This window comes from Streptomyces sp. NPDC030021, from assembly GCF_055574035.1.
In genome coordinates this window covers 361,197-387,994 of sequence record NZ_JBVIAH010000003.1, presented here as the reverse complement: position 1 = coordinate 387,994, position 26,798 = coordinate 361,197, and the positions used below count along the sequence as shown (strand labels likewise).

Annotated in this window: 25 protein-coding genes; 7 read left to right on the top strand and 18 right to left on the bottom strand. The window is 72.5% G+C overall.

Annotated elements, in window-relative coordinates:
* Nucleotides 1-51: 51 nt before the first annotated feature.
* From ACZ4YL_RS07820 to ACZ4YL_RS07800, 5 genes are all read right to left on the bottom strand, one after another.
* The gene (locus tag ACZ4YL_RS07820; RefSeq protein ID WP_468114572.1) at nucleotides 52-291 is read right to left on the bottom strand and encodes a hypothetical protein; all 240 of its coding nucleotides are present in this window, start codon (nucleotides 289-291) and stop codon (nucleotides 52-54) included.
* A 136-nt stretch (nucleotides 292-427) separates the two neighbouring features.
* Entirely contained in the window at nucleotides 428-1,012 is a 585-nt protein-coding gene (locus ACZ4YL_RS07815) for a hypothetical protein (RefSeq protein WP_468114570.1), read from the bottom strand.
* A gap of 121 nt (nucleotides 1,013-1,133) precedes the next feature.
* On the bottom strand, nucleotides 1,134-1,688 hold the full coding sequence (locus ACZ4YL_RS07810) for a GNAT family N-acetyltransferase (RefSeq protein WP_468114568.1): 555 nt from the start codon (nucleotides 1,686-1,688) through the stop codon (nucleotides 1,134-1,136).
* Between the two features lie 39 nt (nucleotides 1,689-1,727).
* Nucleotides 1,728-3,977: an MMPL family transporter gene (locus ACZ4YL_RS07805; RefSeq protein ID WP_468114566.1), complete on the bottom strand. Its 2,250-nt coding sequence runs from the start codon at nucleotides 3,975-3,977 to the stop codon at nucleotides 1,728-1,730.
* 204 nt (nucleotides 3,978-4,181) lie between these two features.
* A complete protein-coding gene (locus ACZ4YL_RS07800; protein WP_468114564.1) occupies nucleotides 4,182-4,580 on the bottom strand; it encodes a cupin domain-containing protein in 399 nt (132 codons plus the stop codon).
* A gap of 54 nt (nucleotides 4,581-4,634) precedes the next feature.
* On the opposite strand from ACZ4YL_RS07800, the gene ACZ4YL_RS07795 reads away from it, so the two are divergent.
* The 3 genes from ACZ4YL_RS07795 to ACZ4YL_RS07785 all read left to right on the top strand — a co-directional run bounded on the left by ACZ4YL_RS07795 (nucleotide 4,635) and on the right by ACZ4YL_RS07785 (nucleotide 6,474).
* Nucleotides 4,635-5,438: a GNAT family N-acetyltransferase gene (locus tag ACZ4YL_RS07795; protein ID WP_468114562.1), complete on the top strand. Its 804-nt coding sequence runs from the start codon at nucleotides 4,635-4,637 to the stop codon at nucleotides 5,436-5,438.
* Between the two features lie 55 nt (nucleotides 5,439-5,493).
* On the top strand, nucleotides 5,494-5,994 hold the full coding sequence (locus ACZ4YL_RS07790) for a DinB family protein (RefSeq protein WP_468114560.1): 501 nt from the start codon (nucleotides 5,494-5,496) through the stop codon (nucleotides 5,992-5,994).
* 207 nt (nucleotides 5,995-6,201) lie between these two features.
* Nucleotides 6,202-6,474 (top strand): hypothetical protein, encoded by a 273-nt coding sequence (locus tag ACZ4YL_RS07785; protein ID WP_373041210.1) that lies wholly within the window; start codon nucleotides 6,202-6,204, stop codon nucleotides 6,472-6,474.
* Between the two features lie 120 nt (nucleotides 6,475-6,594).
* Here ACZ4YL_RS07785 and ACZ4YL_RS07780 read toward each other — a convergent pair whose 3' ends face one another.
* Complete coding sequence (locus ACZ4YL_RS07780) at nucleotides 6,595-7,329, bottom strand: siderophore-interacting protein (protein WP_468114558.1); 735 nt, start codon at nucleotides 7,327-7,329, stop codon at nucleotides 6,595-6,597.
* A gap of 214 nt (nucleotides 7,330-7,543) precedes the next feature.
* Between ACZ4YL_RS07780 and ACZ4YL_RS07775 the strand changes: the two genes are divergently transcribed.
* The 4 genes from ACZ4YL_RS07775 (at nucleotide 7,544) to ACZ4YL_RS07760 (ending at nucleotide 13,280) form a co-directional block, all read left to right on the top strand.
* Nucleotides 7,544-9,658: a penicillin acylase family protein gene (locus ACZ4YL_RS07775; protein ID WP_468114835.1), complete on the top strand. Its 2,115-nt coding sequence runs from the start codon at nucleotides 7,544-7,546 to the stop codon at nucleotides 9,656-9,658.
* Nucleotides 9,655-10,266, top strand: coding sequence for a GNAT family N-acetyltransferase (locus ACZ4YL_RS07770; protein WP_468114556.1), 612 nt, complete (start codon nucleotides 9,655-9,657; stop codon nucleotides 10,264-10,266). Before ACZ4YL_RS07775 ends, ACZ4YL_RS07770 begins: the two co-directional genes overlap by 4 nt.
* Nucleotides 10,267-10,520: 254 nt before the next feature.
* A complete protein-coding gene (locus ACZ4YL_RS07765; protein WP_468114554.1) occupies nucleotides 10,521-12,473 on the top strand; it encodes a protein kinase domain-containing protein in 1,953 nt (650 codons plus the stop codon).
* Between the two features lie 141 nt (nucleotides 12,474-12,614).
* Nucleotides 12,615-13,280 carry a DUF6461 domain-containing protein gene (locus ACZ4YL_RS07760; RefSeq protein ID WP_468114552.1) on the top strand — a complete coding sequence of 222 codons (666 nt, stop codon included), beginning with the start codon at nucleotides 12,615-12,617 and terminating at the stop codon, nucleotides 13,278-13,280.
* A 7-nt stretch (nucleotides 13,281-13,287) separates the two neighbouring features.
* Here the strand turns inward: ACZ4YL_RS07760 and ACZ4YL_RS07755 are convergent, their stop codons facing one another.
* The 12 genes from ACZ4YL_RS07755 to ACZ4YL_RS07700 form a co-directional block, all read right to left on the bottom strand.
* Nucleotides 13,288-13,803, bottom strand: coding sequence for a hypothetical protein (locus ACZ4YL_RS07755; protein ID WP_468114550.1), 516 nt, complete (start codon nucleotides 13,801-13,803; stop codon nucleotides 13,288-13,290).
* Between the two features lie 122 nt (nucleotides 13,804-13,925).
* Nucleotides 13,926-15,437: an Asp-tRNA(Asn)/Glu-tRNA(Gln) amidotransferase subunit GatB gene (gene gatB, locus ACZ4YL_RS07750; protein ID WP_468114548.1), complete on the bottom strand. Its 1,512-nt coding sequence runs from the start codon at nucleotides 15,435-15,437 to the stop codon at nucleotides 13,926-13,928.
* 16 nt (nucleotides 15,438-15,453) lie between these two features.
* On the bottom strand, nucleotides 15,454-15,699 hold the full coding sequence (locus ACZ4YL_RS07745; protein WP_468114546.1) for a hypothetical protein: 246 nt from the start codon (nucleotides 15,697-15,699) through the stop codon (nucleotides 15,454-15,456).
* A complete protein-coding gene (gene gatA, locus ACZ4YL_RS07740) occupies nucleotides 15,696-17,189 on the bottom strand; it encodes an Asp-tRNA(Asn)/Glu-tRNA(Gln) amidotransferase subunit GatA (protein ID WP_266379515.1) in 1,494 nt (497 codons plus the stop codon). Before gatA ends, ACZ4YL_RS07745 begins: the two co-directional genes overlap by 4 nt.
* Before the next feature lie 5 nt (nucleotides 17,190-17,194).
* Nucleotides 17,195-17,491 carry an Asp-tRNA(Asn)/Glu-tRNA(Gln) amidotransferase subunit GatC gene (gatC, locus tag ACZ4YL_RS07735; protein WP_030010586.1) on the bottom strand — a complete coding sequence of 99 codons (297 nt, stop codon included), beginning with the start codon at nucleotides 17,489-17,491 and terminating at the stop codon, nucleotides 17,195-17,197.
* Nucleotides 17,492-17,726: 235 nt separating this feature from the next.
* Nucleotides 17,727-19,916 carry a putative bifunctional diguanylate cyclase/phosphodiesterase gene (locus ACZ4YL_RS07730; RefSeq protein ID WP_468114544.1) on the bottom strand — a complete coding sequence of 730 codons (2,190 nt, stop codon included), beginning with the start codon at nucleotides 19,914-19,916 and terminating at the stop codon, nucleotides 17,727-17,729.
* 387 nt (nucleotides 19,917-20,303) lie between these two features.
* Nucleotides 20,304-22,505: an NAD-dependent DNA ligase LigA gene (ligA, locus tag ACZ4YL_RS07725; protein ID WP_468114542.1), complete on the bottom strand. Its 2,202-nt coding sequence runs from the start codon at nucleotides 22,503-22,505 to the stop codon at nucleotides 20,304-20,306.
* A 31-nt stretch (nucleotides 22,506-22,536) separates the two neighbouring features.
* Nucleotides 22,537-23,520, bottom strand: coding sequence for a methionine synthase (locus tag ACZ4YL_RS07720; protein ID WP_468114540.1), 984 nt, complete (start codon nucleotides 23,518-23,520; stop codon nucleotides 22,537-22,539).
* Nucleotides 23,517-24,206, bottom strand: a complete 690-nt coding sequence (locus ACZ4YL_RS07715; protein ID WP_468114538.1) for an SDR family oxidoreductase — start codon at nucleotides 24,204-24,206, stop codon at nucleotides 23,517-23,519. The genes ACZ4YL_RS07720 and ACZ4YL_RS07715 overlap by 4 nt, the downstream gene beginning before the upstream one ends.
* 123 nt (nucleotides 24,207-24,329) lie before the next feature.
* Nucleotides 24,330-25,286, bottom strand: a complete 957-nt coding sequence (locus tag ACZ4YL_RS07710; protein ID WP_468114536.1) for a hypothetical protein — start codon at nucleotides 25,284-25,286, stop codon at nucleotides 24,330-24,332.
* Entirely contained in the window at nucleotides 25,286-25,630 is a 345-nt protein-coding gene (locus ACZ4YL_RS07705; protein WP_468114534.1) for a DUF1330 domain-containing protein, read from the bottom strand. Before ACZ4YL_RS07705 ends, ACZ4YL_RS07710 begins: the two co-directional genes overlap by 1 nt.
* A gap of 89 nt (nucleotides 25,631-25,719) precedes the next feature.
* Nucleotides 25,720-26,685, bottom strand: a complete 966-nt coding sequence (locus ACZ4YL_RS07700) for a GlxA family transcriptional regulator (protein ID WP_468114532.1) — start codon at nucleotides 26,683-26,685, stop codon at nucleotides 25,720-25,722.
* Between the last annotated feature and the right edge of the window lie 113 nt (nucleotides 26,686-26,798).

Genomic DNA, 26,798 nt, shown 5'->3' with positions numbered 1-26,798 from the left:
CGTCCTGCCCGGCGGCACTCGCAGCCGGTGCGCTTCTCATCACGTGTCAGTTCACGCGGTGCGCGGCGCGGGGCACGCCGAGCGGGCCAAGCGGGCCGAGCGGGAGAACCGGCTCCGGAACGTTCTCACCCGCCTTTGGTGTTCCTGGTCCGGCGAGGAGGCGCGGTGTGCCTGCCCCGCTGCCCGGGCCGTGCGGTACTCGGCCGCCTCACGGAGGAGGTCGGCGCTGCGGACGGCGGTGGCGATCTCGTACTCGTACATCTCTGCTCCCTGGTCGCGTTGCTCGGGCACCTCGTTCGGTGTGATCCAAGATTCGCGCCCCAGGGGGTACCGGCACATCGGTCGCATGCCGCATCTGCCGGAGGCAGGGGGCCTTAGTCCGGGGCCGGGGAGCCCCGGGCCGGTCCGTGAGGACCTAAGGCACTGCCTAGGCGCCGGCTCCGGCCGCCTTGGGAATGGCGAGGAGGAGGTCGAAGTACATGAGGACGAAGAGCAGTACGCCGAGGGCGCCCAGTCCGATGCCCGCCCAGGAGACGGACCGTACCCAGGTGGGGAGGGTGCGCTCGGGGCTGCTGAAGGCGGGGAGGGCCAGCACGAAGATGGCGATGATCAGGGCGAGGGCGGAGAAGATGCCGTTCACCATCGCGGTGGTGTGCCACGGGTCGACGAACTGGGCGGCGATCTGCGCGTTGGCGTCGGCGGCCTGGGTCAGCTCCAGCCGGGCGGCGATGCTGGCACGCTCGGACACGATGCCCGCGACCCAGCTGCCGCTGAGGGCGACGGCACCGAGACCCGCGGCGACGATCGCGAAGGCCGCGGAGCCGACGTGGCTCGGCTCCCGGTCCTCGGCCAGGTCCTCGGCGAACGCCTCGTCGTCCAGGTCCGCGTCGGTGACCTCGTCGGTGACCGCGGAGTCGGCTTCGGCCGGCTGGGGCGTCTCGGCCTTTTCGAGGTCGGCCGGGGTGGTGTCCGCCTCGGCGGCGTTCGGGGCGGGGGTCTTCGTGGTGTCCATGCGGGGCACCGTAGGCGCCCTGTCTGAGAGTTTTCTGAGAATCCCCGGGTTCCGGCCACGGTGGGCTCCGCGGTCGGCGGAGGCCGTGGCCGGGCGCCCCCGGGCAGGGCCCGGAGGGGGCTCAGGCGGACCGGGTCGCGGCCCACTCGTGGGAGAGGATCGACCAGACCTCGGTGTCCTGGCGGACTCCGCGGTGGAGGTTGTTCTCCCGCATGACGCCGTCGCGGGTCATACCGAGGCGCGCGGCCGCGGCGAGGCTCTTCGTGTTGCCGGTGGCGGCGTGCCACTCGACGCGGTGCATGCCGCGCTCACCGAAGGCATAGTCGATCAGGACCCGGCAGGCCTTCGTGACCAGGCCTCTGCCGGCCGCGTCGGGCTCCAGCCAGCAGCCGATCTCGCAGTTCCCCCGGTCGGCCTCGAACACCCGGAAGAGGACCCCGCCCACCAGAGTGCCGTCGAGTCGGATGCCGAAGAACCGGGGGCCGTCCTGGCCCGCCTTCACCGCGTACTCGGCGAGCAGGGCCCGGGCGGAGTCGAGGTCGGCGGCCCGGTCCGGGAAGCCGATGTAGCGACCGATGAATGCGCGTCCGCGCTCGATGTGCGCGAAGAACTCCTCCGCGTGCCGGGCCTCCAGCGGGAACAGCTGGGCGTCTTCGGCAAGGGCTGTCGAGAACATGCGCGGTCTTCCTTGGGTCTCGGGCGGCGGGTGGCCGGATCACCGGGAGCTGGTGGCGGGCTCGGCGCTGTCCTGGCTCGTGGCAAGGTCTGCGGCGGGCCGCTGCTTCGGAAGTCTCGCATGCGGGTGGCGTTCGGGGGGCTCGATGCTGATCTTGGGCAGACGCCGGTCGAGCCAGGCGGGCAGCCACCAGTTGGCCCCGCCGAGCATGTGCATCAGGGCCGGGACGAGGAGGGTGCGCAGCACGAAGGCGTCGAGGGCGACGGCCGCGGCGAGCGCGATGCCGAACATCGCGATGATCCGGTCGCCGCTGAGTACGAAGGCCAGGAAGACGGAGATCATGATGACGGCGGCCGAGTTGATGACCCGGCTGGTCTCGGCGAGGCCCACGCGCACGGCCCGCCGGTTGTCGCCGGTCTCCAGCCACTCCTCGTACATCCGGCTGACGAGGAAGACCTGATAGTCCATCGACAGTCCGAAGAGGACGGACACCATGATCACGGGCAGGAAGGGTTCGATGGGGCCGGCGCTGCCCAGGCCCAGCAGCTCGCTGCCCCAGCCCCATTGGAAGATCGCGACCACGACGCCGAAGGAAGAGGCGACGGCGGCGACGTTCATGGCCGCCGCCTTGAGCGGGATGCCGATGGACCGGAAGGCCAGCAGCAGGAGCACGCAGCCGAGGGCGATGACCACGCCGACGAAGAGCGGCAGCTTCCCGATGATGACCTCGGCGAAGTCGTCGTAGGCAGCCGTCACACCGCCGACGTGGACCTCCATGGAGTTGCCGTGCCCGGCGGCCGGGATGACGTCCTGGCGGAGTCTGTCGACGAGGTCGCTCGTGGCCCGGGACTGCGGGGCGGAGTCCGGTACGACGGTCAGGACGGCGGTGTCGCCGCTGCGGTTGAGGACGGCGGGGCCGGTGGAGGCGACGCCCTCGGTCGCGCGCAGTGCCTGCGCCAGCTGGTCCACGGCGAGCCGGTCACCGGCGCCGTCCAGCCGGGCGACGACGGTGAGCGGACCGTTGGTGCCGGGGCCGAAGCCCTCCGCCAGCAGGTCGTAGGCCTGCCGGGTGGTGGAGGTGGCGGGGTTGTTGCCCTGGTCGGACGTGCCCAGATGGAGGGAGAGGGTGGGCAGGGCCAGCACCAGCATGACCACGGTGGCGACGACGCCCAGCAGCTTGGGGTGCCGCTCGACGAAGACGGACCAGCGGGCGGCGAAGCCGGAGGTCTGCTCGGGACACGGCCCCTCGGCGGCGAGCTTGCGGCGCTCGCGGCGCGAGAGGGCGCGCACGCCTATGTACGAGAGGAGGGCGGGCAGCAGGGTGACCGAGGCGGCGACCGTCAGGACCACCGTCACGGAGGCCGCTATCGCGACGCCGTTCAGGAAGTTCAGCCGCAGCACCAGCATGCCGAGCAGGGCGATGCAGACGGTGGCACCGGCGAAGACGACGGCCCGGCCGGTGGTGGCGACGGCGTTCGCGGCCGCCTCCTCGACCGCGCTGCCCCGCGCCAGGCCCTTGCGGTGCCGGGTGACGATGAACAGCGCGTAGTCGATGCCCACGCCGAGGCCGATGAGGGTGCCGAGCATCGGGGCGAAGTCGGCGACCGGCATCGCGTGCCCGAGCAGGGTGATGCCGAAATATGCGGTGCCCACGCTGACCAGGGCGGTCGCGATGGGCAGCAGGCTCGCGGCGAGCGAGCCGAAGGCGAGGAAGAGGACCAGGGCCGCGACGGCGACACCGATGACCTCGGCGAGGTGCGCGGTGGGGGCCTCGGTGAGCTGGATGGCGCGGCCGCCCAGTTCGACCTGGAGTCCGCCGGCCTCGGTGGTGGGGTTCTTCGCCGCGTCGACGACCGCTCTGGCCTGGGCCTTGGGTACGGAGTCGGCCTGCTGGTCGAAGGTCACCACCGCGTAGGCGGTGCGCCCGTCGGGGCTGATCCGTGCGGCGCTCTCGGGGGCGGGGTCATAAGGTCCGGCGACCGATCCGACGCCGGGGAGCCCGGCGACGGCCTCCAGTGCCCGGGTCATGCGCTGCTCGATGTCCGGGGTGCGCACGCTCTGCCGGTCCGGGGCCCGCCACACGATGGTGTCGGTGTCGCCGCCCTGGCCGTGGAAGGCCTCGCGCAGGAGGGCGTTCGCCTTGCCGGACTCGGTGCCGGGGACCTCGTAGTTGTTGGAGAACGCCGATCCGGCGGTCGCGGCGGCCGCTGCGGTCCCGCCGAGCGCGAGCAGCCAGATCAGGACGGTGAGGAGGCGGTGGCGCATGCACCAGCGTGCGATTACAGCCAACGGACGTGCTCCCTGGTGGTTCGGATCTTTACCGGGAGGCAGCCCGTCGCAAAGAACGCATGAACGCGTGAAGGCCCGGCCGAGGGGCCCGGGGGATCACCCCGGGAAGGCTCGGCCCAGATGGTCTACACCCTCCACGATCTCAGCGTTTCGTGATCGTTGGCCCCTTTCGTGTGCATCGTCACAGCGCAGGGCGGCGGGGGCCTAGGAGCTGGCTTCCAGCTGGGTTTCGGGCTCGTCCACCCGGTAGCCCGGGATCGAGGGCCACCGGACGGTGAGGACGACGGTGTCCTCCTCCGCGTACCAGGAGTGGTCGACACCACGCCCCCAGAGCACGTAGTCCCCCTGCTCGGCGAGGACGACGGTGCGTCCCGGGAACTCCAGCCGGAAGCGTCCGCTGATCAGCACCAGCAGTGCGGTGCGCTTCTCGGCGGTCGCCCACCGCTCCCGTTCGTCGCCCTTCGGGTGGACACCCCATTTGATCTCCACGTCTTCGCTGTGGCGGGGATCGGAGGGGTCCTTGAAGTGGCCGAGGAGCCAGCCGCGGTCGGCGGCGGCGTCGGGGGTGGCCTTACCGGTGTAGATGGCGGAGTCGTGGTTCACGGGGGTGAGGCTAATGCAGTTGTGGCGCCCGCCCGACACTGGTGAGCTGGGACGATGACGATCGATTTTGATGAACTGATGAAGGTGCGCGCCCGCTTCGACGCCGAAGTGCGCGAGGGTGCGCAGGCGGACCCGCAGGCGAGCGTGGAGCGGGCGGGCGCCGTCGTACGGCACGTCGCGCCCGCGCTCGGGTGGAACGGCGTGCTCTGGTCGGACCTCGGCGAGGGGACGGCGGACGCGGAGATCGCGGCGCAGGTGGCGTTCTTCGCGGGGCGCGGCTGTCCGGAGTTCGAGTGGAAGCTGTACGACTACGACCGGCCCGCCGGCCTCGGGGACCGGCTGCAGGCGGCGGGGTTCGTACCGGAGCCGCCCGAGACCCTGATGGTGGGCCTGGTGTCCGAGCTCGCGAAGCTGCCGGTGGAGCCGCCGGAGGGGATCACCCTGCGGGTGGTGACGGACGAGGCCGGCGTCGACCTGATGATGCAGGTCCACGCGGGCGCCTTCGGGACGGAGCGGCCGCGGATCCGGGAGCAGCTGCTCGGCAAGCTGCGTGAGGAGCCGGAGACGATCGCCGCGGTGCTCGCGATGGCGGGCGACACCCCGGTGAGCGCGGCCCGCATGGAGATGCGGCCGGGTCTGGCCTTCGCGGGTCTGTGGGGCGGCGGCACGATCCCCGAGTGGCGCGGCCGGGGCATCTACCGCCTGCTGGTCGCCCACCGCGCCCGCCTGGCGGCGGAGCTCGGTATCGCCTACCTGCAGGTGGACGCGTCGGACGACAGCCGCCCGATCCTGGAGCGGCTGGGCTTCGGGGTCCTTGGGGTGACGGTGCCGTACATGTGGACCGGCGGCGCCTCGTAGAGCGGGGCGGGACCGGCTCTATGCCGGCCCGCGGGCAGCGGGCAAGATCACTGCCATGGAACGTATCAGCCCGCCCCTGACCGGGGACGAACGCGAGACCCTCCGGACCTTCCTCGACTACCACCGGGCCACTCTCGCCTGGAAGTGCGAGGACCTCACCGACGAGCAGCTGCGGCGCGCGTCGATGCCCCCGTCCACGCTGTCCCTGCTGGGGCTGGTCCGGCACATGGCCGAGGTCGAAAGACACTGGTTCCGCCGCGTCCTCGACGGCGAGGACCTCCCGCACCTGTGGTCGGACACCAACGACTTCCAGGCCGCCTACGACGCCTCCGGCTCCAGCCGCGCCGAGGCGTTCACCGCCTGGCAGGAGGAGGTCGCGCACGCCCGCCGGATCGAGGCCGCGGCCGAGTCCCTGGACGTGACGGCGTACGTGCCGAGCTGGGAGGAGGAGGCCTCGCTGCGTCTGGTGATGCTCCACCTCATCCACGAGTACGCCCGCCACAACGGCCACGCCGACTTCCTCCGCGAGGGGATCGACGGCACCACCGGCGCCTGACCGGGGGAAAGGCGCCTGCGGATGCGTGCGGCAGGGGGCTGCTCTAGCGTCGGACGCAGGAGGGGAATCCCTGCCGAGCCGGTCCGGGCCGGGGACCCGGGCCCTGGTGGCCGGACCCCGGCCGCGGACGCTCGGCCCTGTTCCTGCGCGGATCCGGCACTTCCGGGTACCGGGGCGCGCGACGATCCCGGAGAGCAGGTGCGTCCCATGCGCACGTCGACCCGTATCGCAGGTGTCCTCAGCGGCCTGACCCTCGTGCTCGGTGGCGCGGCCTTCGCGGCCCCCGCCGCCCACGCGGACGTCTCGGCCTGCATCAACCAGGTCGAGCGGGAGCTGCAGGGCGGCGAGGCCCCGGAATCCGTCCGCGCGGCGTGTTCCGCCGGGTACTCCGGCGAGCAGGAGCAGTGCGTGAGCGGGCTGACCAAGGGCGGTGTGACCAACGGGACCGCGGTGAGCGCCTGCAAGGTGTCCGCCCAGTAGCCGGCCCGGGTCGCCGGCCCGGCCAGTCGGCCCTACCGCCTCCGCGGCCCGGCCACCTCGGCGGCCCGGCCGCACCACCGGGTGCCGGACGCGCCGGAAGGCGGCGGGGCGCAGGCCGTCTCAGACCTCCGGCCGCCAGTAGCCCAGCGCGTTCACCCGGTGCTTGGGCAGCGCCAGTTCCTTGCGCAGGTACGCCGTCAGGGCGCGCGTCGTCACCGTGTCGCAGGCCAGCCAGACGTACGCCGTCTCCGGGTCCCCGGCCAGCCCGGGAAGCTCTGCGCGCACCCGGTCGGCCAGGTCCGTACCGTTCCGCCGCACCCGGCGGATGTCGTGCCGGCCCGGTTGCACCCGCATCGGCAGCCGCTCGTCCGAGTCGTGCTGCGTCTCGAACCAGATGGTCGCCGGGGTCTCGGGGTACGTGTCCAGCAGCGAGTTGATCGCCGGGAGGGACGCGGAGTCCCCGATGACGAGCAGCCGCTCCGGGGCCGGTGCCGGGGCCGTGAATCCGGTGCCCTGGACGGTGGCCTCGACCGTGTCGCCCGGCTTGGCGTCGCGCGCCCAGGCACTGGCGACCCCGTCGTGCAGGGCGAACTCGAAGCTGAACGTGCCCGCTTGCGGATCCGGGTCCACCAGTGTGTAGGCCCGCTGGTGCGGCTTGCCCGCGCCCTGGAACCAGACGCGTACCCACATCGTCGGGTGCAGCGATTCACCGGCGGCCGCGAGCAGCCCGCCGTCCGTGAAGCTCACGCGGCGGTAGTGCTCCGTGAGGTCTTCCGCTCCCGTCACCGTGAACGTGAAGTCCTTGCCCCGCATGAGCTTGAGGACCACGCCCTCCCAGCCCTTGCCGACAGCCATGTCCAACCCCTCCCCTGACACCCCTATAGTTAGGTCAGCCTAACCTAAACGCACGTCGGGGAAGAGTGTGAGCAGCGTGAGCAGTGCCAGCAGCGAGAGCGGCGACGCCCGGTCGTACGGAGCGAACCGGGGCGAGCCCCCCGTGGACACCCCTGTGGAGACCCCTGTGGAGACCCCTGTGGAGACCCCTGTGGAGACCCCTGTGGAGACCCCTGTGGAGACCCCGGAATCCTACGGTGTCTTCCGCGACCGATGGGGCATCCCCCACCTGCGCGCATCCGACGAACTCGGCCTCGTCCACGCCCAGGGCCGCGTCACCGCCTTCGACCGCGCCTGGCAGCTGGAGGTCGAACGGCACCGGGCCGAGGGTTCCAGTGCCTCCTTCCTCGGCGCGGACGCCGTGACCTGGGACCGCTTCGCCCGCCAGTCCCGGCTGGCCGACACGGCCCGCCGCTGCTACGAGGCCATGGAGGCCGACGACCCCGGCACCGCCGCCTGGGTGCGCGCGTACGTGGACGGCGTCAACGACGGGCTCGCCGCCGGCGCCGCCCGCGACGAGCGCTTCGCGCGCACGGGTCTGACCCCCACCTCCTGGGAACCGTGGGTACCGCTGGCCATCTGGATCGCCACGCACATCCTGTTCGCCGGTTTCGCCACCAAGCTGTGGCGCGAGCGCGTGGCCCGCGCGCTCGGCGACGAGGCGGTCACCCTCTTCGCGACCGACGGCCCCGGCACGGCCGGCAGCAACGGCTGGCTGGTGCCGGGCGACCGCACCACCACCGGCTCGGCGATCATCGCGGGCGACCCGCACCGCTTCATCGAGGACCCGGGCGTCTACCAGCAGATACGCCTCTCCTGCCCCGACTACGACGTGCTGGGCCTCGCCGTCCCCGGCGTCCCCGGCCTCGGCCACTTCGGGCACACCGGCACCGCCGCCTGGGCGATCACCAACGCGATGTCCGACTACCAGGACCTGTACGTCGAGCAGTTGCGCCGCGGTGACGACGGCGCCGTCGAGGCCCTCGGCGCGGACGGCGCCTGGGAGCCCGTCTCCCGTCACACCGAGACCATCACCGTGGCCGGCGGCGACGACGTCGAGGTGGAGATCCTGGAGACCCCTCGCGGCCCCGTGATCATCCACGCGGACGGCGACCTCGGCGCCGACCCCGACGCCGGGGCGCACGCCGACGGCAGTGCCCGGACCCTCTCCCTGCGCTACCCGCCGCGGGTCCGCCTGGACCTCGGCTTCGCCGCCCTCCCCGCGCTGCTGCGCGCCCGCACCGTCGCCGACATCGACCGTGCCTTCGACGGCTGGGCCGAGCCGGTCAACGTCGTCCACGCCGCCGACTCCGCGGGCGGCCTGCTGCACCGCGTCGCGGGCGCCGTGCCGCTGCGCCACCGCACCAACCGCCTGCGTCCCGTGCCCGCCTGGGACCCGCAGCACGCCTGGCAGGGCTGGGCCCCGACCCCCGCGGAGCCGGTACAGGGCTTCGCCGTGATGGCGAACGCGCGCGGGATCGCCTCCCCGCTCGGCGTGGAGTTCGCGCCCCCGCACCGCGCCAACCGCATCCGCGAGCTGCTCAGCGGGTCCGCGGACTGGTCCCCGAAGGCGATGGCCGACGTACACCGGGACACCCACCTGGCCTCGGCCGCGCCCCTGCTCGCGCTGCTGCCCGGCTTCGAGGACCTGACGCCTGCGGCGCAGGCCCTGCGTACCCGGCTGCTGGCCTGGGACCGGCACATGGCGGCCGACAGCACCGACGCCACCGTCTTCTCGGCCTTCCGTGGCGCGACCGTACGCCGCTTCGCAGCCGACCCCGTCTTCGAGGGTCTGTGGGGGGCGCCCACCGGGCCGGCGGTCTTCCACCCGTGGCTGTACCTGGTCCCGCGGATCGGGTACGCCCTCGAAGGGCTGCTCACCACCTCCCTCGTCCCCGGCCTCGACCGTGCGGCGCACGTCCGGGCCGCCCTGGAGGAGACCGCCGCGGCCGACACCCCCGACACCCCCTGGTCGCAGGTCCACCGCCTGACCCCCTGGCAGGCCGTACCCGACCAGGAGGCCGCGGACTGGCCCGGTCTCGGCGGCGACCACGACTGCGTGAACGCCACCTCCACCGTCCCCGGTTTCACCGACCTCACCGCCCGCGCGTCGGCGGCCCGTTACGTCTGGGACCTCGCCCGCCGTGAGGACAGCCTGTGGGCGGTCCCGCTGGGCGCGGACGGCGTCACCGGCTCGCCCCACCACCGCGACCAGCTGCCCCTGTGGGCGCAGTGCGAACTCGTCCCCGTCGTCACCGACTGGTCCCAGCTCACCAAGGAATCGATATGACCTCCGCCATCTCCGTCGGACAGCCCGTGTTCACCCGGGTCGTCGAGGGCTTCGGCACCGTCACCATCACCCCCGTCGACCCGGCGGCCGACTCCGCGCTGATCCACGGCTGGGTCACGCAGGAGCGGGCCCGCTTCTGGGGCATGGGCGAGGCCAGCCGCGAACTGGTCCAGGAGATCTACGAGGACGTCGACCGCCGCACCACCCACCACGCCTTCATGGTGAGCCGCGACGGCGAGCAGGTCGCACTGTTCCAGACGTACGACTGCGCCGAGGACCGGGTCAGCGAGTGCTACGAGGTCCAGCCCGGTGACGTCGGTGTGCACCTGCTGATCGGCCCCGCCACGGGCGCGGCCGAGCACGGCTTCACCGGCTCCCTGATGACCGCCTTCATCGCGTTCGTCTTCTCCGACGACGCCGCGCGGCGCGTGGTCGTCGAACCGGACGCCCGCAACACCAAGGCCATCTCCCTCATGGAGCGGACCGGCTTCGTGCTCGGACCGGAGGTCGTGCTCCCGGAGATCGACCTGCCCGAGGTCTACCTCCCGGCCAAGCCGGCCCGGCTGGCCTTCTTCACCGCTCCGGAGGACGCGCCGGCGGCAGGCTGACCGGAACCGCCCCTTCGGCCGGGCGCCCGGCGAACGGCAGCCGCCCCTCGGGCGGTTCCGGGAGCCGGGCGCCCGGTGGCATGTCCGGGCACCAGTGCTCGCCACCGTTCGCCGACGGCCCGCCCCGCCCACGGCCGGCCGGCCGACCGACCGGCGGAAGGGTGAACCCGATGGGGATTCCCGATTCCCATTGACCTCGTGCGCCTCCCCGCTGGAAGCTGATGGCCTCTCAAAGCACCTTGAGGTGGGGGACATTGACCAGTCAGAACCTGCACATCGGTCCGGACGCGGCGACCGACCGGTACCGCCTGCTCCGCTCGATCGGGCGCGGCGGGGAGGCCGTGCTCTATCTCGCCGAGATCGAACTCGCCGGCGGATCCGAACCCGTGGTCGTCAAAGTGCTCGACTCCAAGACGACCATCACGCCGGACATCTTCGACCGGATCAGCCAGAAGTGGAACGAGCAGGCCGAGCTGCTGCGGTTCGTCCACCGGCCCGGTGTCGTGGGCGTGCGCGAGCACTTCGAGGGGCCGCCGATCCACCGGCCCGGGGAGTCCTCGACCCTGACCGGGAGGGCGCTCGTCCTCGTCATGAACCACGTCGACGGGCTCGACCTGCGGGACTGGCGGGCCGAACGCACGCTGGCCACCGCCGCCGAGCGGCGCGAGGTGATGCGCACGCTGGAGCAGCTGGCCGACGTACTGGACTGGCTGCACTCGGGCAAGGCCACCCCGTCCGGGCGCCAGGTCGTCCACGGCGACCTCTCCCCCGGCAATGTGATGGTCGACGCGCACGGGCAGGCCACCCTGGTGGACTTCGGCCTCAGCAAGCTGACCGCCGACCACCAGACGGCCGAGGTCTGGTTCACCCCGGGCTACGCGGCACCCGAGGTCTTCGACGGCAAGCGGACCCCGGGCACGGACCGGTACGCCTTCGGGGCGATCGCGTACTTCCTGCTGAGCGGGGAGTCCCCGCCCGCGACACCGGAGCAGCTGGCGCAGGCGCTGACCGCGCTGCCGCAGATCGCCGTGCTGGACGCCGAGCAGCGGGCGCGGATCACCGCGATCTACTCGGCCGACCCGGGGAAGCGGCCGGTGAACCTGGCCGGCTGGATGAAGGACATTCGCCACGCGGTGGTGTCCACGACCACCACCACCTCGCAGCGGGCCGCCCAGGAGACCCCGCCCAGGCCGGCCGCCCCGCCACCGCCGGTGGTCCCGCCGCAGCCCGTCACCCCGCCGCCAGTGGCGGCGGCGCCCGCGTACGCCCCGACGGCGCAACCGGTGCCGCCCGTGCAGCCCGTGCAGCCCGTGCCGCCCGTGCAGCCCGTGCAGTCCGTGCAGCCGGAGCCGGCCACGGCCGCGGCCGCGGTCCCGGTCCCTGAATCCGCGCCCGCCCCCGCCCCCGTCCCCTTCCCGGCACCGCAACCGGAGCCGATGCCGGTGCAGGCGCAGGTGCCCGCCGGGTACGGGCCCACGTACAACCTGACCCCGGCCCCCGCCCCCGCCCCCGAGCCGCCGCGTCCCGCCAAGAAGCGGCGGACCGGGCTGATCCTCGGCTCGGTGGCCGCGGTGCTGGTGCTGGCCTCCCTCGCCGTCATCGGCGTACAGCTCCTGGGCGACAAGGACAAGGGCAAGGACGACACCGCGGGGGGCGGCAAGCCCGGCGGGACGAGCGCGCCGCAGGCGCCGGCGTCGCCTTCCTCGCCGTCTGCGCGGGCGAGCGAGTCCGCCGGCCCCCCGGCCTCCGAGGGCTCTCCTGGGGGATCCGCCACTCCGGAGGGCTCGTCGAGCCCCGGGACGCCGGGTTCGGTGAAGGACGGCAATGTGGCCGATCTGACCGTGCTGTCGTCGGTCGGAGACGTCCGGCACTTCGAGGTGGGCTCCGCCAAGCTGAACACGAAGGAGTACGGAGCCGCCCTCCTCGGCAGCTGCTACTACGGCGCGACGATCGAGTACGACGTGAACCGCGCCTGGTCCACGCTGGAGTTCACCGTGGGCGTCGACGACGGCTCGACCATGGAACAGGCCCGCGTGACCATCTCCGTGGACGACAAGCCCGCCCTCTTCTCCGAGGCGGTCCACCTGGGCAAGCCGGTCACCAAGTCCCTGGACATCAAGGGGGCCCTGCGCCTGCGCCTGAAGGTGGAGGAGGGCTGCCGGGACACCGGCAACGCCGTCATCGCCGCCCCGGTCCTCAAGCGCTGACGAGCGCGGCCCATTCGGCCGGGCGCTCGGCGAACGGAAGGTGCCCGGTGGGCAGTTCCGCGACCCGTGCGCCCGGCAGGGCGTCCCGCTCGGGGCCCGGCGGCTCCCGCGTTGTCGGTCGGACCGGGCAGGATGGCCCTCATGACGGACGGAACGACCTGGCTCGCCGAACCCCAGTCGATCGCCTTCGGCGGCTACTACGTGGTGCTGGCCCGCGGGCTCACCCCGGACGAACTCGTGGGCCGCCTCCCGGAGGCCGTACGCGGCACGACGCCCGGCGAGGTGGCGGTCGGGGAGCACACCTCGGACTCCCTCCTGGAATGGATGGACGACACCTACGGCGACGTGTACGCGGCCATAGGCCTGCGCCTCGGCCGCGTGGGGGACTGGACGTACGCGGTCGCGTACGGGGGCTGGCAGGGCGAGTTCGGCTCTCTGACCCCCCTCTCGCGGGACGGCGCGCACATCTGCGTCCTGGAGTTCGAGGAGGAGAACGGCAAGCCGGTCCCGCCGCAGTTCGAGTACTCGTACGACGGCCGGCTGCTGAGCGCCTGCAATCTGCACCTGGACGGCTCGTGGGGGTACGAGGGGGTCGAGGGCGACCCGGCGACGGCCGGGCGCCTGCAGGAGCTGCTGACCGCCGCCGGGCTCCCGGACGACGAGCTGGACGACCGGGAGGTGCACCGGACCGCGCTGGGCGTCGTCGAGCGGTTCTTCGGGCTCTCGCTGCCGAAGGAGCCGATCGTGCACGGCACCCTGCCGGCCGTCGTACTGGAATCGGGATTCCCGAAGCCGGCCGGGGACTGATCGGGCCTCAGCCCACGCCGAGGTCGGCGCGCATGGCCGCCCGCATCTCCCGGAGCGGGTCCCAGATCCCCTGCTGTGCCTCCACCGCCGACTCCATCGACTCCCCCGCCTCCGGCGTGCCCCGCTCCAGGCGCTTCACCTGCCCGTAGACGGCGGTCAGGGCGTGGTGCACCACCGTCGCGGGCGCGAGGACCGGGTCGGGGGCGATCATCTGGGCCTCGGAGTAGCGGTCGCGGAAGGCGTCCTTCGCGGCGTCGAGCGCGCCCCGGTCGGCGTTCTCGACCCCGCGTTCCCGCATGGTGTGCAGATGCCGGTTGAGGGCGGTGGTGAACTGCCGGGCGTCCCGGTTGAGGTCCGCGTAGCAGGTGCGCCGCAGTGCCCGGTTCTCGCGTTTCTCGTCGTGGGCGCGCACGAGCTCGATCTCACGGCGCTTCGTGCGCTCCGCACCCCGCTGGGTGAGCAGCGCGCCGCCCAGCGTGCCCGCGACACCCGCCACCGCGATGACCATCGAACCGATCTCCACCGGCACATCCCCCCGACTCCACCGACCGCGCGCCCGTCGTACGCGATCACCCCGCACCCAGTCTGAACGACAGCGGCCCCGCGCCGGGAGATCCGGTGCGGGGCCGCTGTGCGTGAAGGGGACTACTCGGAGACGCCCAGGCGCTCCAGGATGAGCTCCTTGACGCGCGCCGCGTCGGCCTGGCCGCGGGTGGTCTTCATGACCGCTCCGACCAGGGCGCCGACGGCGGCGATCTTGCCGCCACGGATCTTGTCCGCGATGGCCGCGTTGCCCGCGATGGCCTCGTCCACGGCCGCGCCGAGCGCGCCCTCGTCCGAGACGACCTTCAGGCCGCGCTTCTCGACGACCTCGTCCGGGCCGCCCTCACCGGCGAGGACGCCTTCGAGGACCTTGCGGGCCAGCTTGTCGTTGAGTGAACCGTCGGCGACCAGGGCCGCGACCCGGGCCACCTGGACCGGGGTGATCGGCAGCTCGTCGACGACGACGCCCTGCTCGTTGGCGTTACGGGCCAGCTCGCCCATCCACCACTTGCGCGCGGCGGCGGAGTCGGCACCGGCCTCGATCGTGGCGACGATGGAGTCCACCGCGCCCGCGTTGAGGATCGACTGCATGTCGTGCTCGGTGACGTCCCACTCCTCGCGGAGCCGGTTGCGGCGCACGCGCGGCATCTCGGGCAGACCGCCGCGCAGCTCCTCGACCCAGTCGCGGGCCGGGGCGACGGGGACCAGGTCGGGCTCCGGGAAGTACCGGTAGTCCTCGGCGTTGTCCTTGATGCGGCCGGCCGTGGTGGAGCCGTCCTCCTCGTGGAAGTGCCGGGTCTCCTGCACGATCGAGCCGCCCGACGAGAGCACCGCCGCGTGGCGCTGGATCTCGAAGCGGGCCGCGCGCTCCACGGAACGCAGGGAGTTGACGTTCTTGGTCTCCGAGCGGGTGCCGAACTCGGACTCGGGGGTCGGGCGCAGCGACAGGTTCACGTCGCAGCGCATCTGGCCCTTGTCCATGCGGGCCTCGGAGACGCCGAGCGCCTTGATGACCTCGCGCAGCTCGGCGACGTACGCCTTGGCGACCTCGGGGGCCCGCTCGCCCGCGCCCTCGATGGGCTTGGTGACGATCTCGATGAGCGGGATGCCGGCGCGGTTGTAGTCCAGCAGGGAGTGGGACGCGCCGTGGATACGGCCGGTGGCGCCGCCGACGTGCAGCGACTTACCGGTGTCCTCCTCCATGTGGGCGCGCTCGATCTCCACGCGGAAGATCTCGCCGTCCTCCAGCTGGACGTCCAGGAAGCCGTTGAAGGCAATGGGCTCGTCGTACTGGGAGGTCTGGAAGTTCTTCGGCATGTCCGGATAGAAGTAGTTCTTCCGGGCGAAGCGGCACCATTCGGCGATCTCGCAGTTCAGCGCGAGGCCGATCTTGATGGCGGACTCGATGCCGATCGCGTTGACGACCGGCAGCGAGCCGGGCAGGCCGAGGCAGGTGGGGCAGGTCTGCGAGTTGGGCTCGGCGCCCAGCTCGGTGGAGCAGCCGCAGAACATCTTGGTCTTGGTGCCGAGCTCGACATGGACCTCAAGGCCCATGACGGGGTCGAACGAGGCGAGAGCGTCCTCGTACGAGAGCAGTTCGGTGAAGGTGGTCACGGTGAAACTTTCCCTCTCAGCCCAGCAGGACGTCGTCGTCGCCCAGGCGCTTCAGCTCGCGGTACAGGATCGCGAGGCCGGTGACGATGGCGGCGGCGGACACGGCGGCGTCGATCAGCTTGAGCGTGTCGTGCTCGCTGCGGGCCTTCTTGACCTGCTTGATCACGCTGATCGCGCCGAAGGCGGTGGTGCCGATCGACAGGTAGGTGCCGGTCTTGGACTTCTTGAAGCCCTTGGCCTTGGTCAGTGCACTGGTGCTCACAGGGACGGTGCCTCCTCAAGCAGCGGGTGACCCCAGCGTGCGACGAAGGCCGCCTCGACGGCGGCACCGACCTTGTAGAGCCGGTCGTCCTTCATCGCCGGGGCGATGATCTGGAGCCCGACCGGGAGACCGTCCTCCGGTGCCAGGCCGCAGGGGAGCGACATGGCGGAGTTGCCGGCCAGGTTGGTCGGGATGGTGCACAGGTCCGCGAGGTACATGGCGAGGGGGTCGTCGGTGCGCTCGCCGATGGGGAAGGCGGTGGTCGGGGTCGTCGGGGAGACGATCACGTCGACCTTCTCGAAGGACTTCTCGAAGTCCTGGGTGATGAGCGTGCGGACCTTCTGGGCGGAGCCGTAGTACGCGTCGTAGTAGCCGGAGCTGAGCGCGTACGTGCCGAGGATGATGCGGCGCTTGACCTCGTCGCCGAAGCCCGCTTCGCGGGTCAGGGCGGTGACGTCCTCGGCGGACTTCGTGCCGTCGTCGCCGACGCGCAGGCCGTAGCGCATGGCGTCGAAGCGGGCCAGGTTGGAGGAGCACTCGGACGGCGCGATCAGGTAGTACGCGGCCATCGCGAGGTCGAAGGAGGGGCAGTCCAGCTCGACGATCTCGGCGCCGAGCTCCTTGAGGAGCTCCACCGACTCGTTGAAGCGCTGGACGACACCGGCCTGGTAGCCCTCACCGGCGAACTGCTTGACCACACCGACGCGCATGCCGGCGACGGAGCCGTTGCGGGCGGCCTCGACGACCGGCGGGACCGGGGCGTCGATGGAGGTGGAGTCGAGCGGGTCGTGCCCGGCGATCACCTCGTGCAGGAGCGCCGCGTCCAGGACCGTACGGGCACAGGGCCCGCCCTGGTCGAGGGAGGAGGAGAAGGCGACCATGCCGTAGCGGGAGACACCGCCGTACGTGGGCTTCACGCCGACCGTGCCGGTGACGGCGGCGGGCTGGCGGATGGAGCCGCCGGTGTCCGTGCCGATCGCGAGCGGGGCCTGGAAGGCGGCGAGGGCCGCCGCGGAGCCGCCGCCGGAGCCGCCGGGGATCCGGGTGAGGTCCCAGGGGTTGCCGGTGGGGCCGTAGGCGCTGTTCTCGGTGGAGGACCCCATGGCGAACTCGTCCATGTTGGTCTTGCCGAGGATGACGACGTCGGCTTCCTTCAGCTTGCGCGTCAGGGTGGCGTCGTAGGGCGGGATCCAGCCTTCGAGGATCTTCGAACCGACGGTCGTCGGGACCCCGACGGTGGTGAAGATGTCCTTGAGGGCGAGGGGTACGCCGGCCAGCGGGCCGAGCTTCTCGCCGGCCTCGCGCTTGGCGTCGACGGCGCGGGCCTGGGCGAGCGCGCCCTCGCGGTCCACGTGCAGGAAGGCGTTGACCTTCTCGTCGGTGGCGTCGATGCGGGCCAGGTGGGCCTCGGTCACCTCGACGGCCGTGAGCTCGCCGGAGGCGATCTTCTCGGCGGTCTGGGCGGCCGTGAGCTTGATGATGTCGACCATGGTTGTTAGTCCTCCCCCAGGATCTGCGGCACCTTGAAACGCTGCTGCTCCTGGGCGGGAGCACCGGAGAGCGCCTGCTCGGGGGTGAGCGACGGACGGACCTCGTCCGCGCGCATGACGTTCGTCAGCGGCAGCGGGTGGGAGGTCGGCGGGACGTCTTGGTCGGCGACCTCGGAAACGCGGGCGACCGCGCCGATGATGTCGCCGAGCTGTCCGGCGAAGTGATCCAGCTCGTTGCTGGACAGCTCAAGGCGCGCCAGCCGAGCGAGGTGGACGACCTCCTCGCGCGTAATGCCAGGCATGCAGCGATCCTCTGGGGGTGGGTGGATGTGTAGTTTCGGTCCCAATCCTATGGGGCCGGGCCCCCGGCCAGCGAAACGGTTTGACCCGGACCGCTCCGCGAGGCCCGCAGGCGCCGCCCGACCCGCGCCTCAATCGCCGGCGAGGCTGTATATCAGCCCCGCCGGCGATTGAGGCGCAGGGGTGCGGGGGCGGAGCCCCCGGCAGCGGCGCCGCGCCCGGCCGGGCCGACGGCGGTCAGACCGCGTCGGCCTCCGCGGCGGCGAGTTCCGCCGTGATGTCCGCCGGGCGGCGCCAGCCGCGCTCGCCGCGCGCCAGCAGCCAGGCGGTGGCCTCCTGCGGCGGCATGGCGGCGGCGACCAGCCAGCCCTGGACGGCGTCGCAGCCCAGGTCCCGCAGCCGCTCCCACGTCTCGTCGTCCTCCACGCCCTCCGCCACGACCAGCAGGCCCAGCGAGTGTGCGAGGTCCACCGTGCAGCGGACGATCTCCGCGTCCTGCGCGTCGACCGCCAGCCGGCCGACGAACGACCGGTCGATCTTCAGCTCGCTGACCGGCAGGCGGCGCAGGTGGACGAGCGAGGAGTAGCCGGTGCCGAAGTCGTCCAGGGACATCTTCACGCCGTGGCCGGTGAGCCCGGCCATGGTGTCGGCCGCCCGCTGCGGGTCCTCCAGCAGGACGTGTTCCGTTATCTCCAGCTGCAGCCCGCTCGCCGGGACCCCGTGGCGCGCCAGCCGCGCGGCGACCGCGCCCGCGAAGCCCGGGGTGTGGACGTCGCGCGGCGACACGTTGACCGCCACCGGGACCTTGAGGCCCTGGGCCCGCCACCGCGCCACCTGGGCGAGGGCCGTCTCCAGTACGTACTCCGTCAGGTGCGGCATCAGCCCGGAGGTCTCGGCGATCGCGATGAACTCGTCCGGGGACACCCGGCCGCGTTCCGGGTGCACCCAGCGCACCAGCGCTTCGAGCCCGGCGACCTGGCCGTCGAAGCGGACCTTCGGCTGGTAGTGGAGTTCCACTTCCCCGGCGTCGAGGGCCCTGCGGAGGTCGCCGAGCAGTCCCAGGCGGTCGGGGGTGTTGCTGTCCCGCTTGGACTCGTACACCTCGACGCCCGTACGGTCGCGCTTCGCCTGGTACATCGCCACGTCCGCGCGCCGCAGCAGCCCCTCCGCGTCGAGCGCGTGGTCGGGGAAGACGGCGAGGCCCGCGCTGGCCTCCAGGACGAGCGTGAGGCCGTCCAGGTCGAGGGGGGAGCTGAGCTCCGCGACCAGGTGGCGGGCGATGCGCTGGGCGCTGGTGGTGGAGTCGGCGAAGGGGAGCAGGACGGCGAACTCGTCGCCGCCGAGCCGGGCCGCCTCGGCGTCCTCGGGCAGCGCCTGGCGCAGCCGTTCGGCGATCTGGAGCAGCAGGCGGTCACCCGCCAGGTGCCCCAGGGTGTCGTTGACCGCCCGGAAGCGGTCCAGGTCGATGAGCACGAGAGCGGCCCGGGTGCCGGAACGTTCGGCCTCGTCCAGGGCGGACCAGGCCCGCTCCAGCAGCCACTGCCGGTTGGGCAGCCCGGTCAGCGGGTCCCGCAGCTGTTCCTCGGCGCGGGCCCGGGCGATCCACAGGGTGGAGTCCAGTGCGATCAGCGGTACGGCGAACAGCGGCAGCAGCACCGGCTGGCTGACGGCGACGACGCAGATCAGGGGGGCGATGCCGAGCAGCGCCACGGCTACTAAGGCCTGCCGGAGCAGAGCGGTGCGGGCGACGGTGGGCAGCCCGTCGCCGCGCGGGGCCAGCGCGATCCAGAGCAGGAACCGGGTGGCGAGCAGATAGGCGACGGCGACGAGGACGATCTCGGGGACCGCCTCCAGCCCCCAGGAGGCCGGGAGCCAGGGGGTCTCCACGGAAGGCGCCTCGCCGAAGGCGGCGAGCACGAGGGCCCCGGCGCCGATGCCGAGGATGTCCACGGAGCCGTGCAGCAGCCCCTGCCGCCAGCGGTGCCGGCGCGCGGCCCCGACCAGGGAGACCACCGCGAGCGAGACCAGTCCGGCGGGGACCCATCCGTAGAGGATGAGCACGCCCAGGGTGAGCGCGGCGCCCGATCCGGTGCCGCCCCACCAGCGGTCGCGGCCGAGGGCGACGAGGTGGCCGACGATGATGCCGGTGAGGAGGGCCAGGGCCCAGCCGACCGGCCCGCCGGGGAACAGCGCATGACGACCGCTCAGCGCGGCGACGATGCCGGCGGTGAGCGCCGTGACGGCGAGGCCCACGACGAGGAAGGGCAGCGCACCGCGCCGCTCCTGCCCGCCCGCACCGGTGTGGACCGGTCGGGTCTCCGGTGTCCTGGCACCCAGGACTCCGGGCCTGCCCGCCCTGCCCGCCCGCATGGACGGGAGTTCCCCGCCGAATTCAGGTGACGGGTCGGCGCTTTCGGTGGGTTTCATGCCCGTACCTCTCACAGCCGGCGATGCCGATGTCACGCGATGGCCCCGATGTCATGCCACCACGGCCGAAATCGCATCCTGCAGCCGTGCACGACAGGCGCACCCCTCAACAGTAGGACGCGCGAGGCTCCCAGGGGCAGCGGTCGGCAGTGGTTGCCCGAATGCGACCCAGCCATCCTCATCAGTACGGTATCCGCCGAACGGGTGAGTTTGGACCGGGACCCCCCTGTCACCCGTCCGATGATCCGACAGCTCACCGCCCTGCGACCAGCCTTGTACCGGCCGTTTACCACCGTTCGCCGCGCCTGGCGTGCGCCCGCCCGTACGGCCGCACGCCACGCATCCGTTCGCCTTCGCTACTCCCCCTCGGCGATTCCCCTGTCGGTACTACTGCGCTTCGCCCTCGCCGTCCACCGGGAGCGCGGCCTCGCGTGCCGCGTCCGGCCCCTGCTCCAGCAGCACGGCGAATCCGGCGTCGTCGAGGACGGCGAGCTTCAACTGCATGGCCTTGTCGTACTTCGAGCCGGGGTTGTCGCCGACCACGACGAAGGAGGTCTTCTTCGACACGGATCCGGTGACCTTGGCGCCGAGGCTCTGCAGGGCCTCTTTCGCGCCGTCCCGCGTGTGGCTCTGCAATGTGCCGGTGACGACGACGGTCAGGCCCTCCAGGGGCCGCGGCCCCTCCTCCTCGGCGGAACCTTCCTCCTCCATCCGGACCCCGGCCTCCCGCCACTTGCGCAGGATCTCCTGGTGCCAGTCGACGGCGAACCACTCCTTGAGCGAGGCGGCGATGATCGCGCCGACGCCCTCGGTGGCGGTCAGCTCCTCCTCGGTGGCCTGCTCGATGCGCTCGATCGACCGGAACTCGCGGGCGAGGGCCTCGGCCGCGACCGGTCCGACGTGACGGATCGACAGGCCGTTGATGATGCGGGCGAGCGGGCGGTCCTTGGCGGCGGCGATGTGCTCCAGCATGGACAGGGCGTTCTTCTTCGGTTCGCCCTTCTGGTTGGCGAAGACCGTGACGATCTTCTCCTCGCCCGTCTTCGGGTCCCGCTTGGGCAGCCCGCTGTCCGGGTCCAGGACGTACGCCTTGATGGGCAGCAGCTGCTCGATGGTCAGGCCGAAGAGGTCGCCCTCGTCCAGCAGCGGCGGCCGGGCCGGCTCCAGCGGGCCGGTCAGCGCGGCCGCCGCCACCATGCCGAAGTTCTCGATGTCCAGGGACTGCCGGCCGCCCAGGTAGAAGAGCCGCTCGCGCAACTGGGCCGGGCAGGTCTGGGCGTTGGGGCACCGGACGTCGATGTCCCCCTCCTTCATCGGCCGCAGCTCCGTCCCGCACGCGGGACAGATCGCCGGCATCACGAACTCCCGCTCGGTGCCGTCGCGCAGGTCCACCACCGGGCCGAGGATCTCGGGGATGACGTCGCCCGCCTTGCGCAGGACCACGGTGTCCCCGATGAGGACGCCCTTGGCCTTGACGACCTCCTGGTTGTGCAGGGTGGCGAACTCGACCTCGGAGCCCGCCACCTTCACCGGCTCCACCTGCGCGTACGGGGTCACGCGGCCGGTGCGGCCGACACCGACCTTGATGTCGATCAGCTTGGTGTTGACCTCTTCGGGCGCGTACTTCCAGGCGATCGCCCAGCGCGGGGCGCGCGCGGTGGAGCCGAGCCGGCCCTGGAGGGCGATCTCGTCGAGCTTGACGACCACGCCGTCGATCTCGTGCTCCACCGAGTGCCGGTTCACGCCGAAGTCCGTGATGAACTCCCGGACCTCGGACAGGGTGGCGACCACCTTGTTGTGCTGTGCGGTCGGCAGACCCCACTCGTGCAGCAGCTCGTACGCCTGCGACTGGCGCTCGATCTCGAAGCCCTCGCGGGCGCCGATGCCGTGCACGACCATGTGCAGCGGGCGGCTCGCCGTGACCTTGGGGTCCTTCTGCCGCAGCGAACCGGCCGCCGCGTTGCGCGGGTTGGCGAAGGGCTTGCCCTCCGCCTGCACCAGCCGCGCGTTGAGCTCCTCGAACTTCTCCATCGGGAAGTAGACCTCGCCGCGGATCTCGACCAGGGCCGGGATCCGGTCTCCCTTGAGCCGGTCCGGGATCTCGGCGATGGTGCGGACGTTGGGCGTGATGTCCTCACCGGTGCGGCCGTCGCCGCGGGTGGCCGCCCGGGTGAGACGGCCGTTCTCGTAGGTGAGGTTGACGGCGAGGCCGTCCACCTTCAGCTCGCACAGGTAGTGGTAGTCCGAGGTGTTCACGTCCCGGGCCACCCGCTCGGCCCAGGCCGCCAGTTCCTCGTCGTCGAAGGCGTTGTCGAGGGAGAGCATGCGCTCCCGGTGTTCGACGGAGGCGAAGTCCGTCTCGTACGCCCCGGCCACCTTCTGGGTGGGCGAGTCGGGCGTACGGAGCTCCGGGTACTGCTCCTCCAGTGCCTCCAGCGAGCGCAGCAGCTGGTCGAACTCGGCGTCGCTGACGACCGGCTGGTCGTTCACGTAGTACCGGAAGCGGTGCTCCTCGACCTGCTCCGCCAGCAGCGCGTGCTGATCACGCACCGCCGTCGGTACTGCCGTGTCCTGCTGTTCGGCTGCCATGCCGTGTCCTCCCGTGGCCCGTCTTCAACCGTCACTCAGGGTTGTCGGCGAGCGACCTCGCCGCCCTGACGCAATGCGCCTGCACCGCGCGGGCGTAGGCGGGCGAGGCGCCCGCCAGACCGCACGACGGGGTGACCACGACGGACTCCGCCAGAGTCCCCGGGGCCAGCCCCAGCCTGCGCCAAAGCTTCCTGACACCCATGACGCTACCGCCCGGGTCCGACAACGGGGCGTCGGTGCCGGGCACCACTCCGGCGAAGAGTTTCGTGCCGCTCTCGACCGCTTCCCCGATGGCGTCGTCCTCGCGCTCGGTGAGCAGAGAGAAATCGAACGACACCCCCGTGGCACCGGCCCTGCGGAGCAGGCCGAAGGGGACCTCGGGCGCGCAGGAGTGCACCACGACCTCCCCGTCGTGGATGGCGAACAGGTCGCGCAGCGCACCCTCGACCACCTGCCGGTCGACGGCGCGGTAGGTGCGGTAGCCGCTCGCCGAGCGGACCCGGCCGAGCAGTACGGCCGTCAGCGAGGGCTCGTCGAGCTGCAGCACGACCTCCGCCCCCGGAATGCGCTTGCGCACGTCGGCCAGGTGCTCGCGCAGGCCCTCGGCCAGCGATCCGGCCAGGTCCCGGCAGGCCCCCGGGTCCTGGAGCATGGCCTCGCCGCCGTGCAGTTCCAGGGCGCCGGCCAGCGTCCACGGTCCGACGGCCTGGACCTTGAGCTTCCCCGTGTACCCCTGGGTGAACTCCTCCAGCGCGTCGAGGTCCTCCCCCAGCCAGGACCGGGCCCGCTTCGAGTCCCGGCCCGGGCGGTCGCTGATCCGCCAGCCGCTGGGCTCGACGTGGGCGTACATGTCGACGAGCAGTCCGAGGGACCGGCCGATCATGTCCGCGCCGGGCCCGCGGGCGGGCAGCTCGGCGAGGTAGGGGAACTCCTCGAAGGACCCGGTGACGGTCTTCGCTGCCTCGCGGGCGTCGCCGCCGGGCAGCGATCCGACGCCGGTGGCGCCGGCGCTCATCGGCCCGGCCGGACGCTCAGGTCGTTGACCTCGGCGTCACGGGGCAGGTCGATGGCCATGACGATCGTGGTCGCCACGGACTCGGGGTCGATCCAGGCGGCCGGGTCGTACTCCTTGCCCTCCTGCGAGTGCACCTTGGCCTGCATGGGGCTGGCGGTGCGGCCCGGGTAGACGGAGGTGACGCGGATGCCGTTGGCCCGCTCCTCGCCGCGCAGCGAGTCGGCGAGCGCCTTGAGCCCGTGCTTGGAGGCGGCGTACGCGCTCCAGTCGGCGTGGGCGGTCAGACCGGCGCCCGAGTTCACGAAGACGACGGTGGCCTTGGAGGCGCGCAGGGTGGGCAGCAGCAGCCGGGTGACCTCGGCGGGGGCGATCAGGTTCACGTTGAGCTGCTGGTGCCAGGTCTTGGGTCGGAGCTCACCGACCGGTCCGAGTTCGACGATCCCGGCGATGTGCAGCAGGGAGTCGATCCGCTCCGGGACGGCCTGCTTGGAGAACGCCCACGACAGCCGGTCGGGGTCGGCGAGGTCGCCGACGAGGGACGTGGCGCCGGGGTAACGGTCGACGAGCTCGCGGGCACGGCCGGCGTCCCGGGCGAGGAGGACGAGGTCGTCGCCGCGGGCGTGCAGCCGGGCCGCGACGGCGGCGCCGATGCCGGAGCCGGCACCGGTGATCAAGTGAGTAGCCATACCGCCCATGCTCGCAGGTCCCGCGTGCCGGGGAGGGCGAAGCCCCGGTGCCGCGGCTCGCCCCGGGACTCCCGGTCCCGGCGGTCCGGCCCGGCGCGGACGGGCCGCCCGCGCGCCGCGCGCTCAGCCGGCTGCGGCGGCCCGCCGGGCCCGCTCGACGACCGCCCGCGCCAGGGCCGCCCGCTGCGCGGTGACGGCGGGCGGGAAGCCGGTGCCGATGACCGTCCGCGGGTGCGCGGCGACGAGCTGCGCCCGCCGGTCGGCACGCGGTTCGGCCCAGCGCTCCAGCGCCTCGTCGCGTACGGCGTCCAGCGCGGCCTCCGGGTCGCCGGTCGGCGGGGTGAACAGGCCGGGGGCCGACCGGGCGTGCTCGCTCCAGCGGTCGGCCCAGAATTCCACGGTCCAGCCGGGCCAGCGGGCGGCCATCCGTCCGGCGTGGGGCACGATTCCGGTCAGCCACCAGCCGACCCTGCGGGCCCCGGGGTCGACGTGGATGCCGGCCTCGGCGCGGCCCGCGTACCCGGCGTGGCCGGGGGCGTCCGAGAGCCGGTCGAGGAGCGCCGCCGGGCCCTCGGCCACGGGATGGTCGTCGATGTGGGCGAGGACGTGGCAGCGGCCGGATCCGACCGTGACGACGGCGGCCATCGGGTCGGGACCGGCCAGTTCCTCGTCGTCGGCCTCCAGTGGCGGGCCGGGGTACAGGGTGTCGCGTTCGTGCCCCGGGTCCAGGCCGAGGTGGGCGCGCAGGCCGCTCTGGCCGTCGTACACCCAGCGGAGCTCCCATCCGGGCCAGGCGAGCCCGAGCAGCCGCCACCAGGCCGCGCGGGTGAGCATGGCCACCGACGGGCCTTCCTGGGCGAAGACCAGGAGCAGTCTGCGGGAGGGGTCGATCAGGGCGCCCGCTTCGCACATGTCGTCGTCGTACCAGGGGCCTGCCTCGAACCGGTGGCCGAGGACGAGGGGCAGGACCGCCTCCGGGCCGCCGAGCAGGTCGAGATCGAGGCCGACGGCGCCGAAGGAGGAGCTCCGGCGCTCGTACCCCTCGGCGCCCACGGTCACGAAGGTGGCCCGGTTGCCCATCAGAGGCCGGCTTCGGCGCGCAGGGCGGCGGCCGTCTTCTTCGCGTCGTAGCCGGCCGGGACGCCGTCGACCAGGATGACCTCGCCGGCGATGTGGTTCGTGCGCAGCGGGAGGATGGCCTGGTAGGCGTCGGAGGCGTACCAGGCGCGCGCCCGCTCGATGCCGGGGAAGCCGATGATGACGACGGTGCCGGGGAACGGGCCCTCCAGGACCTCGACCTCCTTGCCGTGGACGAGGAAGCGGCCGCCGAAGGGATCCATCGTCGACTGGATGGTCTCGATGTACGTGAGGATGTCCTCGTTCATCGTCTCGGGGCGGATGTGGGCGACGGCGTACGCGGTCATGGTCTGCTCCCCTGTCGACCGGCCCGTCGGTCCGGGCCCGTTGATCCGATCCTGTCAGCGCGCGGCCCCGCCGGCGATTACCTCCCGGGTCATGCCGATGCGGGCTGGAAGGTGCGCCGGTAGGCGATCGGCGAGACGCCGAGGGCGGAACGCATGTGCTGGCGCAGGGAGTTGGCCGAGCCGAAGCCGGCGCGGTGGGCCACCAGGTCGACCGGCAGGTCGCTGGACTCCAGCAAGTGGCGGGCCAGTTCGAGGCGTTGCGCGGTGAGCCACTGCACCGGGGTCATGCCGACCTCGTCGCGGAACCGGCGGGTAAAGGTGCGCAGGCTCATCCGGGCGTGCGCGGCCAGCTCGCCGAGCGTGACCGGTTCGGCGAGGCGTTCCAGGGCCCACGCGCGGGTGGCGGTGGTGGTGGCGACGGTCGGCTCGGGGACGGGGCGGTCGATGTACTGGACCTGGCCGCCGTCGCGCCAGGGCGGGACCACGCACAGCCGCGCGGCCCGGTTGGCCACGCCCGTGCCGTGGTCCTGGCGGATCAGGTAGAGGCAGAGGTCGATGCCGGCGGCCACGCCGGCCGAGGTGAGGATGTCGCCGTCGTCGACGAAGAGGACCTCCTCGTCGAGCCGGACGCGCGGGAAGCCCCGCTGGAACTCGGGCGCGTGCAGCCAGTGCGTGGTGGCGGGCCGGCCGTCGAGCAGTCCGGCGGCGGCCAGGACGTACGAGCCGGTGCAGAGGGAGACCAGCCGGGTGCCGGGCCGGATCGCCGCGAGGGCGTCGGTCAGCGGCTGCGGCAGGGGCGCGCCGTGCGCAAGCTCGTCCATGGCGTGGGTGGGCGTGACGATCACGGTGTCGGCGGCGGCGAGGGCCTCGGGGCCCGCCGAGACGCCGACGGTGAAGCCCGCGTCGCTGGTCACGGGCAGGCCGTCGGCGGTGCAGACGGTCACCTCGTAGAGCGGCGCCCCGGCCTCGTCCTGGGCGTTGCCGAAGACGCGGGAGGGGATGCCGAGCTCGAACGGAGGGACCCCTTCGAGTGCGAGTACGGCGATTCGATGCATGGCCAGATCCTGTCACATGGTGGCCGTACGGCCAACACTGCGAGGGCCGGCGAGCGGGGAGAGTGAGGTCATCGGCCGGGACACCGGCCGGCAGGAACCCAGCAAGGAGACAT

Coding starts and splice junctions, on each gene's coding strand:
- ACZ4YL_RS07795 (WP_468114562.1), top strand. CDS start 4,635: ATGACGATCGATTTTGATGAACTGATGAAGGTGCGCGCCCGCTTCGAC.
- ACZ4YL_RS07815 (WP_468114570.1), bottom strand. CDS start 1,012: ATGGACACCACGAAGACCCCCGCCCCGAACGCCGCCGAGGCGGACACC.
- gatA (WP_266379515.1), bottom strand. CDS start 17,189: ATGGTCGACATCATCAAGCTCACGGCCGCCCAGACCGCCGAGAAGATC.
- ligA (WP_468114542.1), bottom strand. CDS start 22,505: ATGGCAGCCGAACAGCAGGACACGGCAGTACCGACGGCGGTGCGTGAT.
- ACZ4YL_RS07715 (WP_468114538.1), bottom strand. CDS start 24,206: ATGGCTACTCACTTGATCACCGGTGCCGGCTCCGGCATCGGCGCCGCC.
- ACZ4YL_RS07770 (WP_468114556.1), top strand. CDS start 9,655: ATGACCTCCGCCATCTCCGTCGGACAGCCCGTGTTCACCCGGGTCGTC.
- ACZ4YL_RS07710 (WP_468114536.1), bottom strand. CDS start 25,286: ATGGGCAACCGGGCCACCTTCGTGACCGTGGGCGCCGAGGGGTACGAG.
- ACZ4YL_RS07810 (WP_468114568.1), bottom strand. CDS start 1,688: ATGTTCTCGACAGCCCTTGCCGAAGACGCCCAGCTGTTCCCGCTGGAG.
- ACZ4YL_RS07760 (WP_468114552.1), top strand. CDS start 12,615: ATGACGGACGGAACGACCTGGCTCGCCGAACCCCAGTCGATCGCCTTC.
- ACZ4YL_RS07730 (WP_468114544.1), bottom strand. CDS start 19,916: ATGAAACCCACCGAAAGCGCCGACCCGTCACCTGAATTCGGCGGGGAA.
- ACZ4YL_RS07780 (WP_468114558.1), bottom strand. CDS start 7,329: ATGGCTGTCGGCAAGGGCTGGGAGGGCGTGGTCCTCAAGCTCATGCGG.
- ACZ4YL_RS07720 (WP_468114540.1), bottom strand. CDS start 23,520: ATGAGCGCCGGCGCCACCGGCGTCGGATCGCTGCCCGGCGGCGACGCC.
- ACZ4YL_RS07790 (WP_468114560.1), top strand. CDS start 5,494: ATGGAACGTATCAGCCCGCCCCTGACCGGGGACGAACGCGAGACCCTC.
- gatC (WP_030010586.1), bottom strand. CDS start 17,491: ATGCCTGGCATTACGCGCGAGGAGGTCGTCCACCTCGCTCGGCTGGCG.
- ACZ4YL_RS07700 (WP_468114532.1), bottom strand. CDS start 26,685: ATGCATCGAATCGCCGTACTCGCACTCGAAGGGGTCCCTCCGTTCGAG.
- ACZ4YL_RS07705 (WP_468114534.1), bottom strand. CDS start 25,630: ATGACCGCGTACGCCGTCGCCCACATCCGCCCCGAGACGATGAACGAG.
- ACZ4YL_RS07785 (WP_373041210.1), top strand. CDS start 6,202: ATGCGCACGTCGACCCGTATCGCAGGTGTCCTCAGCGGCCTGACCCTC.